Raw genomic sequence first — 17,173 nt, forward strand, 5'->3', positions numbered from 1 at the left:
TGCGGCGCACCGGCCCTAGTCTTGGGCCCATGTCGTCAAACGGTCGGTCACCGTTCGCGCCCCGGGATCCGCAGGGCGGTCCCGGCCGGAGGGGCGAGCCCCGCGCGAGCTCGTACGGGCGCGCACCGGCGCCCGGGTCGCGGTACGGGCAGTCGCCGGCGCCCGGGTCGCCCTACGCCCCGCTCGTCACGCCGGCCGGGCAGAGCGCCCCTCAGATCCCCGCCGCGCCGCAGTGGCCGCACCGCCGCCCGCGCCGGACCTCCACCCTCGTCTTCGAGATCGTCGGCATCGCCCTCGGACTCGTCGGGGCGCTGTGGCTGCTCTCCGTGGTCGCCGGCCAGGGCGGCGGTGTGGGCGGGACCGTGCTCGCCGGGTTCCTGGCCTTCCTCCCGCTCGTCGGCGTGCTCGCCGCGATCATGTGGGTGGACCGGTGGGAGCCTGAGCCTCGGTGGCTGCTGCTGACCGCCCTCCTGTGGGGCGTCGGGGTCTCGACCGCGGTCTCGCTCATCCTCAACGAGGCCTTCGCCTTCTACGTGATGGGCACGACGGGCAGCTCGCTAGCCGCCTCCGTGCTCGGCACGGTGGTGGGCGCCCCGCTGGTGGAGGAGAGCGCGAAGGGCCTCGGCGTCCTGCTGATCTTCCTGCTGCGCCGCCGGTTCTTCGACGGGCCGGTCGACGGCATCGTCTACGCCGCCGTCGTGGCGGCCGGGTTCGCCTTCACGGAGAACATCCTGTACTTCGTCCAGTACAGCGACGTCCTCAGCGAGGTGTTTCTCGCCCGGGCGATCCAGTCGCCGTTCGCCCACGTCACCTTCACCGCCGTCATCGGCATCGCGCTCGGCTTCGCCTCCCGCACCGCCGGCCGGTACTCGTGGCTCTGGCTCTTCCCGCTCGGCTGGCTGGGGGCGGTGATGCTGCACGCCGTGTGGAACGGCTCCGCGGCGCTGGCGCTCTACGACGTCCTCTACTGGCTCTTCCAGGTCCCGCTCTTCGCCGCCGGCATCGTCCTGGTGGTGTGGCTGCGCAACGACGAGAAGGCCACCATCGGGCACCGCCTGACCGAGTACGCCCAGGCCGGCTGGTTCGCGCCCTACGAGATCCACATGCTCACCTCGCTCGGCGGCCGGCGCGCGGCCCGGCGCTGGGCCGCCTCCCGCGGGGCCGGCGCGGCGCGGGCGATGACGGACTTCCAGCGTGCGTCGACGTCGCTGGCCTTCACCCGCCAGCGGGCTCTGACCGGCAGGTACGACGTCGGCGCCCGCCTCGACGAGCAGGAGCTCCTGGACCGCGTCGTGCGCGCCCGGGCCGGGTACACGGCACCGGTGCGCTGACGCCTGCTCGCCCGCCCGCCCTGGCCAGCAGGTGAACGCCCGGACGGGGCGTCCGCGGAGCCCGACTAGACTCGGACGCGGGCCTGCACCACGGCCCTTCCGCCGCCCCACACCGAGGTCACCGTGTCTGAGAACGAGTTCGCCAACGAGATTTCCGCCCCGCAGCAGGGCACCGCCCGGGTCAAGCGCGGGATGGCGGAGATGCTCAAGGGCGGCGTCATCATGGACGTCGTCACCCCCGAGCAGGCGCGCATCGCCGAGGACGCGGGCGCGGTGGCCGTGATGGCGCTCGAGCGGGTGCCCGCCGACATCCGGGCCCAGGGCGGCGTCGCCCGCATGAGCGACCCCGACATGATCGACGGCATCATCGAGGCCGTCTCGATCCCCGTGATGGCGAAGGCGCGCATCGGCCACTTCGTCGAGGCCCAGGTCCTCCAGGCCCTCGGCGTCGACTACGTCGACGAGTCCGAGGTGCTCACGCCGGCCGACTACGCCCACCACATCGACAAGTGGAAGTTCACCGTCCCCTTCGTCTGCGGGGCCACCAACCTGGGCGAGGCGCTGCGCCGGATCACCGAGGGCGCCGCCATGATCCGCTCCAAGGGCGAGGCCGGCACCGGTGACGTCTCCAACGCCACCACGCACATGCGCGAGATCCGCGACGAGATCCGCCGCCTGCAGACCCTGCCCGAGGACGAGCTCTACCTGGCCGCCAAGGAGCTGCAGGCCCCGTACGACCTCGTCAAGGAGGTCGCCGAGGCCGGCAAGCTCCCCGTCGTGCTCTTCACCGCCGGGGGCATCGCCACCCCGGCCGACGCGGCGATGATGATGCAGCTCGGCGCGGAGGGCGTCTTCGTCGGCTCCGGCATCTTCAAGTCGGGCAACCCGGCCGAGCGTGCCGCCGCCATCGTCAAGGCGACGACGTTCTACGACGACCCGTCCGTCGTCGCGGACGTCTCGCGCGGCCTCGGCGAGGCCATGGTCGGGATCAACGTCGACGACATCCCCGTCCCGCACCGCCTCGCCGAGCGCGGCTGGTGACGAAGGCTCCCACCTACGGCCTCGGCCCCGAGTGGGAGCCGGGACCCGACGGCGTGCCGTTCCGCCGGGCTGCCCGGGTGATCCTCCTCGACGACGACGACCGCGTGCTGCTCGTGCGCGGCCACGACGCCGGGGAGGTCACCCGCAGCTGGTGGTTCACCGTCGGCGGCGGGCTGGACGCGGGGGAGAGCGCCCACGACGGCGCCGTCCGGGAGGTCCGCGAGGAGACGGGCCTCGCCGTCGCCCACGAGGAGCTCGTCGGGCCGGTCCTGACCCGCAGCGCGCTCTTCGACTTCGCCCGGGTGACGTGCCGGCAGGACGAGGAGTTCTTCCTCGCCCGCGTGGACTCCGCGGACGCCGTCACCGACGAGGGCTGGACGCTGCTCGAGCGTGACGTGCTCGACGAGATGCGCTGGTGGCACCTCGACGAGCTCGAGGCCGCCGTCGCCGCCGGTGCCGTGGTCTACCCCGGAGCGCTGCCACGGCTCGTGCGCCGCCTGCTGGAGGGTTGGGACGGCAGCGTCGAGCACCTCGACGAGTTCTCGGTCTAGCCCCCGGCGAGAGGTCATCTCCTCCGCGAGGCGTCAAGTTCTCCGCGAGGCGTCAACTCGTCCCTCGGACCGTGGTGAGGCCTCGTCACGCCTGATGTCTCGCGGGGGAGCTCGTGACATCTCGGGGAGGGAGTGACGTCTCGCCAGGACGGGGTGGAAGGAGCGGGCGCCGGACCGCACTAGACTGGCCGTTCGTGACAGTCCGCCCCACCGTCGGCGTGCTCGCCCTGCAGGGCGACGTGCGTGAGCACCTTTCCGCACTCACCCGTTCGGGCGCCGCCGCCGTCCCGGTCCGACGACCTGAGGAGCTCGCGACCGTCGACGGGCTCGTCCTGCCCGGCGGGGAGTCGACGACGATGGACAAGCTCCTGCGCGCGTTCGGCCTCTTCGCCCCGCTGCGAGAGCGCATCGCGGCCGGCATGCCGGTGTTCGGCTCGTGCGCCGGGATGATCCTGCTCGCGGACCGGGTGCTGGACCGCCCGGCCGACCAGCAGACGCTCGGCGGGATCGACATGACGGTGCGGCGCAACGCGTTCGGCCGGCAGGTCGACTCCTTCGAGCGGCCGCTGCACGCCCCCGCGCTCGAGGCCGGTGGCGGCCTTCTCCACGCCGTGTTCATCCGGGCGCCGTGGGTGGAGGAGGCGGGTCCCGGGGTCGAGGTCCTCGCCACCACCGACACCCCCGCCACGCCGCCGGGCCGCGGGCCGGGCGAGGGCACGGGTAGGATCGTCGCAGTCCGCCACGGCAGCCTGCTCGCGACCGCCTTCCACCCGGAGATCGGTGACGACACGCGCGTGCACCAGTACTTTGTCGAGCTGGTCCGCGAGAACGCCGTGGCCGCCACGCAGCACTCGAGCATCTGAGGAGCACACATTGGCCGGTCACTCCAAGTGGGCCACCACCAAGCACAAGAAGGCGGCGATCGACGCCAAGCGCGGCAAGCTGTTCGCCCGCCTCATCAAGAACGTCGAGGTGGCGGCCCGCACCGGCGGCGGTGACCCGGCCGGCAACCCGACCCTCTTCGACGCCATCCAGAAGGCCAAGAAGGCCTCGGTCCCGGCCGACAACATCGACCGCGCCGTCAAGCGCGGGTCCGGGGCCGAGAGCGGCGGTGCCGACTACGAGACCATCATGTACGAGGGGTACGCCCCCGGCGGCGTCGCCGTGCTCGTCGAGTGCCTCACGGACAACCGCAACCGCGCCGCCTCCGACGTGCGCGTGGCATTCACCCGCAACGGCGGCAACCTCGCCGACCCGGGCTCGGTGTCCTACCTGTTCACCCGGCGCGGCGTGGTCATCGTCCCCAAGACCGACGGCCTCACCGAGGACGACGTCCTCACCGCCGTGCTCGACGCCGGTGCCGAGGAGGTCAACGACCTCGGGGAGAGCTTCGAGGTGATCTCCGAGGCGGCCGACGTCGTGGCGGTGCGCACGGCGGTGCAGGAGGCCGGGCTCGACTACGACTCCGCGGAGGCGCAGTTCGTCCCCTCGATGGAGGTCGAGGTCGACGTCGAGGGTGCGCGCAAGGTCCTGCGGCTCATCGACGCGCTCGAGGACTGCGACGACGTGCAGAACGTCTTTGCCAACTTCGACGCCTCCGACGAGGTCATGGCCGCCCTCGACGAGGAGGACTGACCCGGCGGCACCGTCCCATCACCGCCTGCCGCGTGAGCGACACCGCCCGCCGCGGGCGGGGCGCTGCCCCGGTGCGTCGGTGGCGGGTGCGAGAGTAGGGCCGTGCGCATCCTCGGAGTCGACCCCGGACTGACCCGCTGCGGCCTCGGCGTCGTGGAGACGACCGGGACCGGACGGCGGGTCCGCCTCGTCGACGTCGGTGTCGTCCGCACCCCGGCGGAGCTCTCACCGCACCTGCGCCTCCTCGCGGTGGCGGAGGAGATCGACCAGTGGATCGACCGGCACCGTCCCGACGTCGTCGCCGTGGAGCGCGTCTTCGCACAGGCCAACGTCCGAAGCATCACCGGCACCTCGCAGGTGGCCGGCGTCGCGATGCTCGCCGCCGCACGGGCGCACCTGCCCCTCGCCCTGCACACCCCGAGCGAGGTCAAGGCCGCCGTGACCGGGAACGGTCGCGCCGAGAAGCCGCAGGTGCAGGAGATGGTCCGCCGCATCCTCGGTCTCGAGGAGAAGCCCCGGCCGGCGGACGCCGCGGACTCGCTCGCGCTGGCCATCTGCCACGCGTGGAGAGGGGGCGGCGTGGGCAGCGCGGTGCGCGCGCAGTACGGCGGCGCGGACACCCTGCCGCGCGCCGCCGGCCCGGGGCTGACCCCCGCCCAGCGCATGTGGGCGGAGGCCGAGCGCTCGGCGCGCCGGGCCGGGGCCGTCGCCCCCAAGGGGTAGTTTGGTCCGCAGTCGTACACGTGTTCGCGGCCGTCGGTGCCGGTCGGAGAGGGGCCGCGACAGTCGCGGCCGAGGAAGGACCTGAATGATCGCGTCTGTGACCGGGACGGTCGAGGCCGTCGGCCTCGACCATGCCGTCGTCGGTGTCGGCGGTGTCGGCATGCTCGTGCGGGCGACCCCGACGACGCTCGCCGGACTGACCGTGGGCCGCGAGGCCCGGCTCGCCACCTCCCTCGTCGTGCGCGAGGACTCGCTCACCCTCTTCGGCTTCGCGGACGACGACGAGCGCGGCGTCTTCGAGACTCTCCAGACGGTCTCGGGCGTGGGGCCGCGCCTGGCCCTGGCCATGCTGGCGGTGCACACGCCGGACGGACTGCGCCGCGCCGTCGCCGGCGAGGACCTCGCGGCACTGCAGCGCGTCCCGGGGATCGGGCGCAAGGGGGCTCAGCGCATCGTCCTGGAGATCGGGGACAAGCTCGGTGCCCCCGGTGACGGCGCGGCCGCCGCCCCGGTGGTGGAGCAGGGAGCGGGGGATGCGCCCGAGGTGGTCGACGCCCTGGTCCAGCTCGGCTGGAGCGAGAAGATCGCCTCCGGAGCCGTCGCGTCGGTCATGGGCCGGGACGAGGCACCGTCCGACGTCCCGGCGATCCTGCGGGCCGCGCTGCAGCACCTGGGCGGGCACGCGCGTGTCTGAGGAGCAGGAGGTCATGGACACCGGCGCGGACGACATCGAGCGCGCCGCCGAGGCCGCCCTGCGACCACGCCGGCTCGCCGACTTCGTGGGGCAGGAGGTGGTGCGCGACCAGCTCTCGCTCGTCCTGGACGCCGCCAAGGCCCGCGACACGCCGCCCGACCACGTCCTCCTCTCCGGTCCGCCCGGGCTCGGCAAGACCACGCTGGCGATGATCATCGCGGCCGAGGTCGAGGGTGCGCTCCGGCTCACCTCCGGCCCCGCGATCCAGCACGCCGGCGACCTCGCCGCGATCCTGTCCTCGCTGCAGGACCGGGACGTGCTCTTCATCGACGAGATCCACCGGCTCGCCCGGCCCGCGGAGGAGATGCTCTACCTGGCGATGGAGGACTTCCGGGTCGACGTCGTCGTCGGCAAGGGGCCCGGGGCCACGTCCATCCCGCTGTCCCTGCCGCCGTTCACCGTCGTCGGGGCGACGACGAGGGCCGGCCTGCTGCCGGCGCCGCTGCGCGACCGGTTCGGCTTCACCGGGCACCTGGAGTTCTACTCGCCCGAGGAGCTCGAGCGGGTGCTGCACCGCAGCGCCGGTCTGCTCGGCGCGACGCTGCACGAGGACGCCGCGCACGAGCTGGCGTCCCGCTCCCGGGGCACGCCCCGCATCGCCAACCGGCTGCTGCGCCGGGTCCAGGACTTCGCCCAGGTGCGGGGGACCGGCGTGCTGGACCTCGCCGCCGCGCACGGCGCGCTCGACGTCTTCGAGGTGGACCGGCTGGGCCTCGACCGGCTCGACCGGGCGGTGCTGCACGCCCTGTGCGCCCGGTTCGGCGGCGGACCGGTCGGGCTGACCACGCTCGCCGTCAGCGTGGGCGAGGAGCCCGAGACCGTCGAGACGGTCGCCGAGCCGTTCCTCGTGCGCGAGGGCCTCGTGGTGCGCACGCCGCGCGGACGGATGGCCACCGCCGCCGCGTACGAGCACCTCGGGATGGAGCGCCCCGGCGACGCGACCCTCTTCGGCTGACCCCTCCCGCGCCACGCGGCGTGGACGCTGGTACCGGCCCTGTTGCGGTTGCGCCTAGACTCATGTGGTTCGAGCCCTCGACCGTTACCGGAGCCTTTCCCGATGGACCCCACAATCATCATCTTCCTGGCCCTCATGATCGGCATGATGTGGTTCGTCACGAGCCGCGGGAAGAAGCAGGCGGCCGCCCAGCGCGACATGCTGGCCAAGACGGTCGTCCCGGGTGCCTCCGTGATGACCATCGGCGGGTTCTTCGGCCGCGTGGTGGACATCGACGGCGACGTGGTCACCCTCGAGAGCCCGTCCGGGGTGGAGACGATCTGGCTCAAGAGCGCCATCAAGGAGGTCAAGGAGCCGCCGTTCGCCGTGGTCGACGAGGACGAGGGCGTGACCGGCGCCTCCGCCGTCGTCCCTGACGACGCCTCCTCCCTCGACCCGGGCGCGGGAACCGGCACGCAGTTCCGCCCGGGCGGCCCCGAGGTCGACGGCAGCGGCCGCCTCACCCGTGACGACGAGAGCGGCGAGCCGGGCGCGACGCCCCGAGCCTGACCCGGCCCACCATCGCGCGCGCTCTTCGGCGCGCCTGCACGAGAGAAGAATCCGGTGGCGCAACGCCAGAAGAGAGAACGCCCTCGCCGCACGCTCGGCTTCCTCGCCGTCCTCGTCATCGCGCTGTTCGGCTCGCTGCTCGCGGGCACGAAGCTGACCGAGGACGCGGCGATGACGCCGAAGCTCGCGCTCGACCTCGAGGGCGGGACGCAGCTGATCCTCACCCCGAAGACGACCGACGGCTCGGAGGTCACCCAGGAGGACGTCCAGCAGGCGATCTCGATCATCCGCCAGCGTGTCGACGCCTCCGGCGTGGCCGAGGCGGAGATCACGAGCCAGGGCGGCTCGAACATCGTCGTCTCCCTGCCCGGCAACCCCGACCAGGAGACGCTGGACCTGGTGCGCCGCTCGGCGCAGCTGCGGTTCCGGCCGGTGCTGACCGTCGCCGGCCCGGGCACGATCGACCCCGCGGCCCTGGCGCAGTCCGAGGAGACGCCCACCGACGGCGCCACCGGTGAGCCCAGCGCCGCGCCGACAGAGGGGTCGACGACGCCGCCCACCAAGGAGGAGATCGACGCCGCGGCGATGAAGGCCGCCGACACCGACGGCGACGGGAAGCTCTCGGACAAGCCGGCCACCGAGCCGGCCAACAGCTCGGACCTGAACTGGATCACCGAGAAGGTCAGCTACGACTTCTACACCCTCGACTGCACCGACCCGAAGAACCTCGTCGGCGGCGTGCAGGACAACCCCGCCGCGCCCCTGGTGACGTGCTCCGAGGACGGCAGTGCCAAGTTCATCCTCGGCCCGACCGCGCTCGAGGGGACCAACGTGGCGTCCGCGTCCTCCGGCATGGGCGTGAACAGCCAGGGAGGCGCGACCGGTAAGTGGGTCGTCAGCCTGGAGATGGACCGCGCGGGCACCAAGACGTTCGGCGACTTCAGCGAGCGGCTGCTGAACATGCAGCCTCCGCAGAACCAGTTCGCGATCGTCCTCGACGGTCTCGTCATCTCGAACGCGACGATGGAGAGCGCGATCTACGACGGCCGTGCGCAGATCAGCGGCAATTTCACGCCGGAGACCGCTGCGAACCTGGCCAACCAGCTGAACTTCGGCTCGCTCCCGCTGGACTTCCAGGTGCAGTCGCAGGAGGAGATCTCCGCGACCCTCGGGTCCGAGCAGCTCTCGAAGGGCATTCTGGCCGGGCTCATCGGCGCGGCCCTCGTCGTGGTGTACATGCTGTGGCAGTACCGCGGCCTCGGCCTGCTCTCGGTGGCGAGCCTGGTCCTCGCCGGGATCATCACCTACGGCGTCATCGCCCTGATGTCCTGGCTGATCGGCTACCGCCTCTCCCTGCCCGGCGTGGTCGGCCTCATCGTGGCGGTGGGTATCACCGCCGACTCCTTCATCGTGTACTTCGAACGCATACGTGACGAGGTCCGCGAGGGCCGCACCCTCGCTTCCGCGGTCGAGCACGCCTGGCCGCGCGCGCGGCGGACGGTGCTCGCCTCGGACGCCGTGAACTTCACCGCGGCGGCCGTGCTGTACTTCCTCGCCGTCGGTGGCGTTCAGGGCTTCGCGTTCACGCTCGGGCTGACGACGATCGTGGACGTCATCGTCGTGTTCCTCTTCACGCACCCCGTCATGCAGCTGCTGGTGCGGACGAAGTTCTTCGGCCAGGGCCACAGGCTCTCCGGGCTCTCGCCCGAGAGCCTCGGCGCCACGTCCATGACCTACCGCGGCCGCGGACAGTTCCGGGCGCCGGGCTCGTCCACGCCCGCGACCGAGAAGGCTCCCGAGCGCGAGCTCGTCGGCGCAGGGGTCGCCGCCTCGGCGGGCGCCTCCGCCGCGTCGACGACCCGGGGCAGCACGACGACCGGCAGCTCGGCGTCGGAGACCCCGTCGGACGACTCCACCGCTACGGGGAGCACCCGGCGCCGCGCGAGCGCCCCGGCGGCGCCGCTGCCCGCACCACGGGTGGACGAGGAGGGCCGCCGGATGACGATCGCGGAGCGACGCGCCGCCGAGCGGGCCGAGGCACGCCGCCTCGCCGAGCAGGAGGCCGCCCAGGAGCCGGGACCGCCCGCGGACGACGGCGCGCCGGCAGGCGACGCGGCAAGGGCGGCGGAGGGCGTGCCCGGGACGGCGCACGACTCGTCCTCGGCCGGGGACGAGGTCCCGCCGGCCGGGAACGAGGGCCGGGCCAACGGTGACGACGACGGTTCCTCGACGACGGGAGGTGAGCGGTGATGGCGTCGTTCGCGCAGATCGGCAACGAGCTCTACACGGGCCGACGGTCCTTCGACTTCATCGGCCGCCGCCGGACGTGGTTCATCGCCGCGGCCGTGCTGATGATCGCCTCGGTGCTCATCCTGGCCGTCAAGGGCATCAACCCGGGCATCGAGTTCCGCGGCGGGTCCCAGTTCACGGTCTCCGGCGCCGCCACCACGAGCGAGGAGCCCGCGAACAAGGTGCTCGCGGACCTCGGCGCCGGCGAGCCGCCGCGCGTCTCCGCCGTCGGCAGCAGCTCGGTGCGCGTGCAGACCGAGCGCCTGACGAACGACCAGACCACCCAGGTCCAGGGCGCCCTCGCCGAGGCGTACCAGGTGCCGCCGGAGGACGTCGCTGCGACGTTCGTCGGCCCGACGTGGGGCGCGGACGTGACCCAGAAGGCCCTGCAGGGCCTGGTCATCTTCCTCGTCCTCATCACGGTCGGGATGTCGCTGTACTTCCGGACCTGGACGATGGCGCTCGGAGCCGTGGGGGCGCTGCTGCACGACCTCGTCGTGACGGTCGGCGTCTACGCCGCCGTCGGCTTCGAGGTCACCCCGGCCTCGGTGATCGGGTTCCTCACGATCCTCGGCTACTCCCTGTACGACACCGTCGTGGTGTTCGACAAGGTCCGGGAGAACAACGCCGACCTGTACACGCAGGACAAGCGCACGTACGCCGAGGGCGCCAACCTCGCCGTGAACCAGACGCTCGTGCGCTCGATCAACACCTCCGTCACGGGACTGCTCCCGGTCGCCTCGATCCTCTTCGTGGGTGCGTTCCTCCTCGGCGCCGGGACCCTGCGCGACATCGCGCTGGCCCTCTTCGTCGGCATGACGCTGTCCTCGCTCTCGTCGGTCTTCCTCGCCGCCCCGCTCGAGGTAGAGCTGAGGGAGCGGAACGAGGCCGTCGTCAAGCACACCAAGATGGTGCTCGAACGCCGTGAGCGGCGCCGCGCCGCCGCCGGCGAGTCGGGCGAGGGCGGCTCGGTGGACCTCGTCGCCCGCACGGAGGACCTGACCGGCGTCGGCATCGTCGCCGGGCACCACCTCGGCAACGCGGCCCAGCCGCGCCGCCGCAAGAAGGGACGATGATGACTGCACCTGCGCCGAGCTTCTCGCCGGAGCTGACGGACCTCGTGCGCGAGCACGTGCGGGAGATCCCGGACTTCCCGGCACCCGGCGTGCTCTTCCGCGACATCACGCCCCTGCTCGCCGACGGTCCGGCCTTCGAGGGGCTCGTCCGCGGCCTGGCGGACAGCTACCGGGGCCGGGTGGACGCCGTCGCGGGACTGGAGTCGCGCGGCTTCATCCTCGCCGCGCCGCTCGCGATCGAGCTCGGCGTCGGCATGATCACCGTCCGCAAGGCCGGTCGTCTGCCCGGCCCGGTCATCGGTGTGGACTACGCCCTCGAGTACGGCACCGCCCGCATGGAGCTGCGGCCGGACACCATCGAGCGGGGCCAGCGCGTCCTCGTGATCGACGACGTGCTCGCCACGGGTGGCACGGGCGCGGCGGCGATCGAGCTCGTCGAGCGCAGCGGGGGCGAGGTCGTCGCCCTTGCGATGCTGCTGGAGCTCGCGGCGCTCGGCGGGCGGAGCAAGCTGGACGGCTACCAGGTCGACTCCGTCCTGGTCTACTGACCGCCTGGCCTCGATCTCCTGACCGCTCGTCTGCCCGTCGGCCCGGATCTCCGGGGCTCCTCGCGCGGGCGGTGCCTTCGCGCCGCCCGGGCGCGGGGTGAGGGCTCCTGACGTCCGTGCCGGGCCCGGACGTACCGCCGGCCCTTCGCCCGCAGGAAACGAATGCGTGCCCGCGAGCGGGTACGCCGTAGGATCGACCAATGGCAGGTGATCGGGTCCCGGCGGCGGGCGAGGGGAGCGGCACCGACACGGTGGTGCCCGGCTCCCGCGTGCGGTCCCGCCTGGTGTGGCTCGGCTCGCGCGGGCACTCCAGCCCGCCCGCGATCGAGCCGTTGCTGCGTGCCGTGCGGGCGAACCACCCCAAGGCCGACACGCAGCTGATCGTCCGGGCGTACGAGGTGGCGGAGAAGGCCCACCGCGGCCAGATGCGCAAGAGCGGCGACCCGTACATCACCCACCCCGTCGCCGTCGCGACCATCCTCGCCGAGCTGGGGATGACGCCGTCGACGCTCGCCGCGGCGTTGCTGCACGACACCGTCGAGGACACCGACTACCCGCTCGAGCAGCTGCGCAGCGAGTTCGGCGACGAGATCGCCCTGCTGGTCGACGGCGTGACGAAGCTGGACAAGGTCACCTACGGCGACGCCGCGCAGGCGGAGACCGTGCGCAAGATGGTCGTGGCGATGGCCAAGGACATCCGCGTGCTGGTCATCAAGCTCGCCGACCGGCTCCACAACGCCCGTACCTGGAAGTACGTCCCGGCCGCCTCGGCTGAGCGCAAGGCCCGCGAGACCCTCGAGATCTACGCCCCGCTGGCCCATCGTCTCGGGATGAACACCATCAAGTGGGAGCTCGAGGACCTCTCCTTCGCCACCCTCTACCCGAAGGTGTACGAGGAGATCGTCCATCTCGTCGCCGAGCGGGCACCGGCCCGGGACGAGTACCTGCGCACCGTGCGGCTCCAGATCGAGGACGATCTCCGGACGGCACGGATCAAGGGCATCGTCACCGGGCGGCCCAAGCACTACTACTCGATCTACCAGAAGATGATCGTGCGGGGCCGCGACTTCGACGACATCTTCGACCTCGTCGGTGTCCGCGTGCTGGTGGACACGGTCCGTGACTGCTACGCGGCCCTGGGCGCGATGCACGCCCGCTGGACCCCCCTCCCGGGGCGGTTCAAGGACTACATCGCGATGCCGAAGTTCAACCTCTACCAGTCCCTCCACACCACCGTGGTCGGCCCGGGCGGCAAACCCGTCGAGATCCAGATCCGCACCCACGACATGCACCGGCGCGCCGAGTACGGTGTCGCGGCGCACTGGAAGTACAAGGAGAACCCCAACACCAAGGGCGGCAAGGCCGAGACGCCGCTCGCGACGGAGGAGATGGGCTGGCTGCGCCAGCTCGTCGACTGGCAGCGCGAGACCGCCGACCCGGGGGAGTTCCTCGACTCGCTGCGCTTCGAGATGTCGGGCGCCCAGGTGTACGTCTTCACGCCGAAGGGCGACGTGATGGCGCTGCCGTCCGGTGCGACCCCGGTGGACTTCGCCTACGCGGTGCACACGGAGGTCGGCCACCGGACCGTCGGTGCCCGGGTCAACGGGAAGCTCGTCCCGCTGGACTCGATGCTGGAGAACGGCGACACGGTCGAGATCTTCACCTCCCGGTCCGAGGGCGCCGGCCCCAGCCAGGACTGGCTGACGTTCGTCAAGAGCCCGCGTGCCCGCAACAAGATCAAGGCGTGGTTCACCAAGGAGCGGCGCGAGGAGGCCATCGAGGCCGGGAAGAACCAGCTCGGCAAGGCGATGCGGAAGCAGAACCTGCCGATCCAGCGCCTGATGAGCCACGACTCGCTCTCGGCCCTCGCCACGGAGATGCGCTACGCGGACGTCTCGGCGCTGTACGCGGCGATCGGCGAGAACCACATCTCAGCCACGAACGTCGTCCAGAAGCTCGTGCAGTCCATGGGCGGGGAGTCCGGGGCGGAGGAGACCCTCGCCGAGGCCACCATGCCGGGGGAGCACCGGCCGCGTGCCCGCACGGGAGACACGAGCGTCGTCGTCGAGGGCATGTCCGACACGGACATCTGGGTCAAGCTCGCCCGGTGCTGCACGCCGGTGCCCGGCGACCCCATCGTCGGCTTCATCACACGCGGGTCCGGGGTGTCGGTGCACCGGGCGGACTGCGGCAACCTCGAGGGCCTGCGGTCGCAGCCGGAGCGCATGGTCGGGGTGAGCTGGGCGAAGAGCGCCCAGAGCTCCTTCCTCGTGCAGATCCAGGTGGAGGCGCTGGACCGCAACGGCCTGCTCTCGGACGTCACGCGGGTGCTGTCCGAGAACCACGTGAACATCCTGTCGGCCTCGGTGAGCACCTCGCGGGACCGCGTCGCGCTGAGCAAGTTCGTCTTCGAGATGGCCGAGCCGTCGCACCTCGGGCACGTCCTCGCCGCCGTGCGAAAGATCGACGGCGTGTTCGACGCCTACCGCGTCACCGGTACGCGCAGCGCGCGGACCCCGGCGCCGGACCTGGGCCGCTGACCCGACCTGGTGCTTGCCCGACGGGCGCAAGCCTGACCGTGCGCTGACGGGTGCTGGCCGATCGGCGCTGGCCTGATCGGTCCCCGCCCCGACCGGGTGCTGATCGGTCGCGCCCGTGATCGCGTGCAGGCCGACCAGCCGCTGACCGACAGCGCGTGCAGCGCTGGCCCCCTGCCGGGTCCGGCGTGCGGCGGAGCGGGTGCTCCGCCGCACGCCCTTTCCCAGCCCTGTGCGGCCTCAGCCCTGTGCGGCGCGCTGGATCTGGTCGAGCCAGGCCCGGCGGGCCTCGAGCGCCGCCTCGGCGTCCGCCACCTGCTTGGCGTCACCGCCGGCGCGCGCCTTCTCCAGCTCGGCCTCGAGCTGCTCGATCGCCGAGTGCAGCTGCGCGGCAGCACCCTCGACGCGCGCCCGGGTCTCCGGGTTCGAGCGGTCCCACTCGGCCTGCTCGGCGTCGCGCACCGCCTGCTCGACGGCGCGCATGCGGCCCTCGACGCGCTGAACCTCGGCGCGGGGCACCTTGCCGGCCTCGTCCCACTGGTCCTGGATGGGCCGCAGCGCGGCACGGGCGGCGCGCGGGTCCGTCACCGGCAGCAGGGCCTCCGCCTGCTCCAGCAACGCGAGCTTCACCTTGAGGTTCTCGCCGTACTCCGCGTCGATCTCGGCGTTCTGGGCGCTGCGGGCGTCGAAGAACCGCTGCTGCGCGGCCCGGAAGCGTGCCCACAGCGCGTCGTCGTCCTTGCGGGACGCGCGGCCGGCCGCCTTCCACTCGTCCATCAGCTGGCGGTAGGCCGCGGCCGTCCGGCCCCAGTCGGTCGAGGACGAGAGCTCCTCCGCACGGGCGATGAGCCGCTCCTTCGTGTCCTTGACGGAGCTCTGGGCGGCGTCAAGCTCGGAGAAGTACTGGCGACGGTGGCGGTCGAAGGCCGTGCGCGCGTGCGAGAAGCGCTTCCACAGCTTGTCCTCGGTCGCGCGGTCGAGGCGCGGGCCGTTGCGCTGCGCGTTCTTCCACTCCTCGAGCAGATCGCGGAGCCGCTGACCGGACTGCTTCCACTGGGTGCGGGCCGGGTCCTGCTCGGCGATCTGCTCCGCCTTCTCCACGATGGCGGTGCGCTCCGCGACGGCCTGGGCCTTGGCCGCCTCACGCTCGGCGGCCGCCTGCTTGCGCCGCTCCTCGGCGCCCTCGCGCAGCCGCTCGAGCCGCTGGCGCAGCCCGTCGACGTCCCCGACGGCGGCCGGCGCCTCCAGCGACTCGGACAGGGTGGCGAGGGTCTGGTCGATCTCCTTGGGGGCGAGCTGGGGGAGCCGAGCCTCGAACAGCGCCACCTGGGCCTGGAGGTCGAGGAAGCGACGGACGTAGAAGCCGAGCGCCTCCTCGGTGTCTGCACCGGTGTACTGGCCCACCGACCGCTCGCCGCTGGCCTCGCGCACCCACACGGTCCCGTCGTCGTCGACGCGTCCCCAGGCAGCCGCCTCGGCAGCGTCGTGCGGGTCGACCGGCGGCACCACCGCGGGCTGCGACGCCACAGGCGCCACCGCCGCCGGGGTGGGCACGGGACGTGGGACCGGGCGCGGGCGCGGCATGGCGGACGGGCTCGGGACGGACGGGGCCGAAGCCGACGGGGCCGGAGCCGCCGGCTCCGAACCGGTCGGGGACTCCGGAGCGCCGGCGCCCTCAGCCGGCGCCTCGGTGGCACTAGATGCTTCGGGGGTGCCGGACGTGTCGACCGGCGTGCCGGCCGCCGCTTCGGCTGCCTGAGGCGCCTCCGCACCCGCGGTCGGGGGAATCTCCTCGCCGGTGGTCGGCGGCACGTCCTCGCCCGCGGTCGGGGGAACCTCCTCACCGCCGCTCGGCGGCACGTCCCCGCTCGAGGAGGACTGCTCGTCCGACGCCGTAGCCGGCACGCCGTCGGTCGCGGCCGGCGCGGACTCCTCCGCCGGACCGGAGTCCCCGGCGCCGAGCGGAGACCCGGAACTGCCGGTGACGTCGGTCGCGGAGGACGCCTGGTCGGCAGACGCCTCGGCAGCCGTGCCGCCGTCCTCGGCGCCCGCGGTACCGTCGGCAGCAGCGCCCACGTCCTGCGGCTGGACGTCCTGAGGCTGGTCGTCCCCCGGCGACGAGGGCTGTTCGGTGGTGGGCTCCTGGCTGTCGCGCGAGGTCGGCTGCTCGGTCACGGGTCACTCCTTCGGGATGACGGGGTAGGCGGTTGCCACACCGTTCTCGGTACTCCCCGGCACGTCCGTACCGGGCCGTCCACGTGACGCAGCCGTGAGGCTGCGGGTCTCCCGGGCCGGCAGGGGCCGGTACGGGCACGTGACGCGGCTCTCAGTCTAGGGAATCGCGCAAGCCTCCGGGACAACACGACGGCCCGGGCGGTCCCGCGCCGGCCCGGCTCGCCCGCCGGATAGCCTGGCGCCATGCTTCTGCTGAGGACGACCACCACCGTGCTGGAGGCCCACTGCTACGTGGTGGCGCCGCACGACGGCGCCGCGGCGCTCGTCGTCGACCCCGGGGCCGGGTCCGCCCCCGAGGTCAGGCGGCTGCTCGCCGAGCACGGGCTGCAGGTGGGCGCTGTCGCCCTGACGCACGCCCACGCCGACCACCTCTGGGACGCGGCGGCCGTGGCCGGTGACGCGCCCGTCTACGTGGCGCCTCCGGACCTGTACCGGCTGGACGACCCGGCCGGCGCCCTCGGCGAGCCGCTCGCCACGTTGTTCCAGGACCTCGCCGTCGACCCGTGGCGGCGCCCCACGGACGTGCGGCCGCTGCCCGGCGAGCTGTTCTCCGGCGGAGGCGCCGAGATCGTGCCCGGTGTGACGGTGCGCGCCGTGCCTGCGCCCGGCCACACCGAGGGCTCTACGGTCCTGCTCCTGAGCGGCGCGCCCGTCACCGCGGGCGCCATCCCGACCGGTCCGGACGTCCACCCGGACGCGACCGGCCGGTACCTCGTCGCGCTGTGCGGGGACGTCATCTTCGCCGGGTCCGTCGGCCGCACCGACCTGCCCGGCGGAGACGAGCGCGAGATGATCGCCACGCTGCGCACGCTCTCCTCCTCCCTCGCGCCGACCACGGTGCTCCTGCCGGGCCACGGACCCTCGACCGTCCTGTCCCGCGAGCTGGCCGCGAACCCGCACGTGCGGGCGGCGTTCTCCGCACGCTGAGAGCACCCGTACGGCGGGCCGA

Annotated in this window: 15 protein-coding genes; 14 read left to right on the forward strand and 1 reads right to left on the reverse strand. The window is 72.9% G+C overall.

From position 1 onward, the window contains the following. The first annotated feature begins 29 nt into the window (after window positions 1-29). The 13 genes from ATJ97_RS01980 (at window position 30) to ATJ97_RS02040 (ending at window position 13,992) form a co-directional block, all read left to right on the forward strand. Window positions 30-1,331, forward strand: a complete 1,302-nt coding sequence (locus tag ATJ97_RS01980; protein WP_098482307.1) for a PrsW family intramembrane metalloprotease — start codon at window positions 30-32, stop codon at window positions 1,329-1,331. Window positions 1,332-1,454: 123 nt separating this feature from the next. Then, window positions 1,455-2,372, forward strand: a complete 918-nt coding sequence (pdxS, locus tag ATJ97_RS01985; RefSeq protein WP_098482308.1) for a pyridoxal 5'-phosphate synthase lyase subunit PdxS — start codon at window positions 1,455-1,457, stop codon at window positions 2,370-2,372. Beyond that, complete coding sequence (locus ATJ97_RS01990; protein WP_245862003.1) at window positions 2,369-2,923, forward strand: NUDIX hydrolase; 555 nt, start codon at window positions 2,369-2,371, stop codon at window positions 2,921-2,923. The genes pdxS and ATJ97_RS01990 overlap by 4 nt, the downstream gene beginning before the upstream one ends. Window positions 2,924-3,117: 194 nt before the next feature. Continuing rightward, a complete protein-coding gene (gene pdxT / locus ATJ97_RS01995) occupies window positions 3,118-3,786 on the forward strand; it encodes a pyridoxal 5'-phosphate synthase glutaminase subunit PdxT (protein ID WP_098482310.1) in 669 nt (222 codons plus the stop codon). 10 nt (window positions 3,787-3,796) lie between these two features. Then, a complete protein-coding gene (locus tag ATJ97_RS02000) occupies window positions 3,797-4,558 on the forward strand; it encodes a YebC/PmpR family DNA-binding transcriptional regulator (protein ID WP_098482311.1) in 762 nt (253 codons plus the stop codon). Between the two features lie 102 nt (window positions 4,559-4,660). Continuing rightward, window positions 4,661-5,281: a crossover junction endodeoxyribonuclease RuvC gene (gene ruvC / locus ATJ97_RS02005; RefSeq protein ID WP_098482312.1), complete on the forward strand. Its 621-nt coding sequence runs from the start codon at window positions 4,661-4,663 to the stop codon at window positions 5,279-5,281. Window positions 5,282-5,366: 85 nt separating this feature from the next. Further along, a complete protein-coding gene (gene ruvA / locus ATJ97_RS02010; protein WP_098482313.1) occupies window positions 5,367-5,975 on the forward strand; it encodes a Holliday junction branch migration protein RuvA in 609 nt (202 codons plus the stop codon). Between the two features lie 13 nt (window positions 5,976-5,988). Then, window positions 5,989-6,990 carry a Holliday junction branch migration DNA helicase RuvB gene (ruvB, locus tag ATJ97_RS02015; protein ID WP_098482314.1) on the forward strand — a complete coding sequence of 334 codons (1,002 nt, stop codon included), beginning with the start codon at window positions 5,989-5,991 and terminating at the stop codon, window positions 6,988-6,990. Window positions 6,991-7,092: 102 nt separating this feature from the next. Beyond that, window positions 7,093-7,539 carry a preprotein translocase subunit YajC gene (gene yajC, locus ATJ97_RS02020; RefSeq protein WP_098482315.1) on the forward strand — a complete coding sequence of 149 codons (447 nt, stop codon included), beginning with the start codon at window positions 7,093-7,095 and terminating at the stop codon, window positions 7,537-7,539. Between the two features lie 54 nt (window positions 7,540-7,593). Then, a complete protein-coding gene (gene secD / locus ATJ97_RS02025; RefSeq protein WP_098482316.1) occupies window positions 7,594-9,789 on the forward strand; it encodes a protein translocase subunit SecD in 2,196 nt (731 codons plus the stop codon). Beyond that, complete coding sequence (gene secF, locus ATJ97_RS02030) at window positions 9,789-10,904, forward strand: protein translocase subunit SecF (protein WP_098482317.1); 1,116 nt, start codon at window positions 9,789-9,791, stop codon at window positions 10,902-10,904. The genes secD and secF overlap by 1 nt, the downstream gene beginning before the upstream one ends. Next, the gene (locus ATJ97_RS02035) at window positions 10,904-11,452 is read left to right on the forward strand and encodes an adenine phosphoribosyltransferase (protein WP_098482318.1); all 549 of its coding nucleotides are present in this window, start codon (window positions 10,904-10,906) and stop codon (window positions 11,450-11,452) included. Before secF ends, ATJ97_RS02035 begins: the two co-directional genes overlap by 1 nt. A gap of 200 nt (window positions 11,453-11,652) precedes the next feature. After that, window positions 11,653-13,992, forward strand: coding sequence for a RelA/SpoT family protein (locus tag ATJ97_RS02040; RefSeq protein ID WP_098482319.1), 2,340 nt, complete (start codon window positions 11,653-11,655; stop codon window positions 13,990-13,992). A 237-nt stretch (window positions 13,993-14,229) separates the two neighbouring features. Here the strand turns inward: ATJ97_RS02040 and ATJ97_RS02045 are convergent, their stop codons facing one another. Then, window positions 14,230-16,164: a DUF349 domain-containing protein gene (locus ATJ97_RS02045; RefSeq protein ID WP_211287017.1), complete on the reverse strand. Its 1,935-nt coding sequence runs from the start codon at window positions 16,162-16,164 to the stop codon at window positions 14,230-14,232. Between the two features lie 243 nt (window positions 16,165-16,407). Here ATJ97_RS02045 and ATJ97_RS02050 point away from each other — a divergent pair, with 243 nt between their 5' ends. After that, a complete protein-coding gene (locus ATJ97_RS02050; RefSeq protein ID WP_098482320.1) occupies window positions 16,408-17,151 on the forward strand; it encodes an MBL fold metallo-hydrolase in 744 nt (247 codons plus the stop codon). Window positions 17,152-17,173: the final 22 nt, after the last annotated feature.

The organism is Georgenia soli, assembly GCF_002563695.1.
Classification (GTDB): domain Bacteria; phylum Actinomycetota; class Actinomycetes; order Actinomycetales; family Actinomycetaceae; genus Georgenia; species Georgenia soli.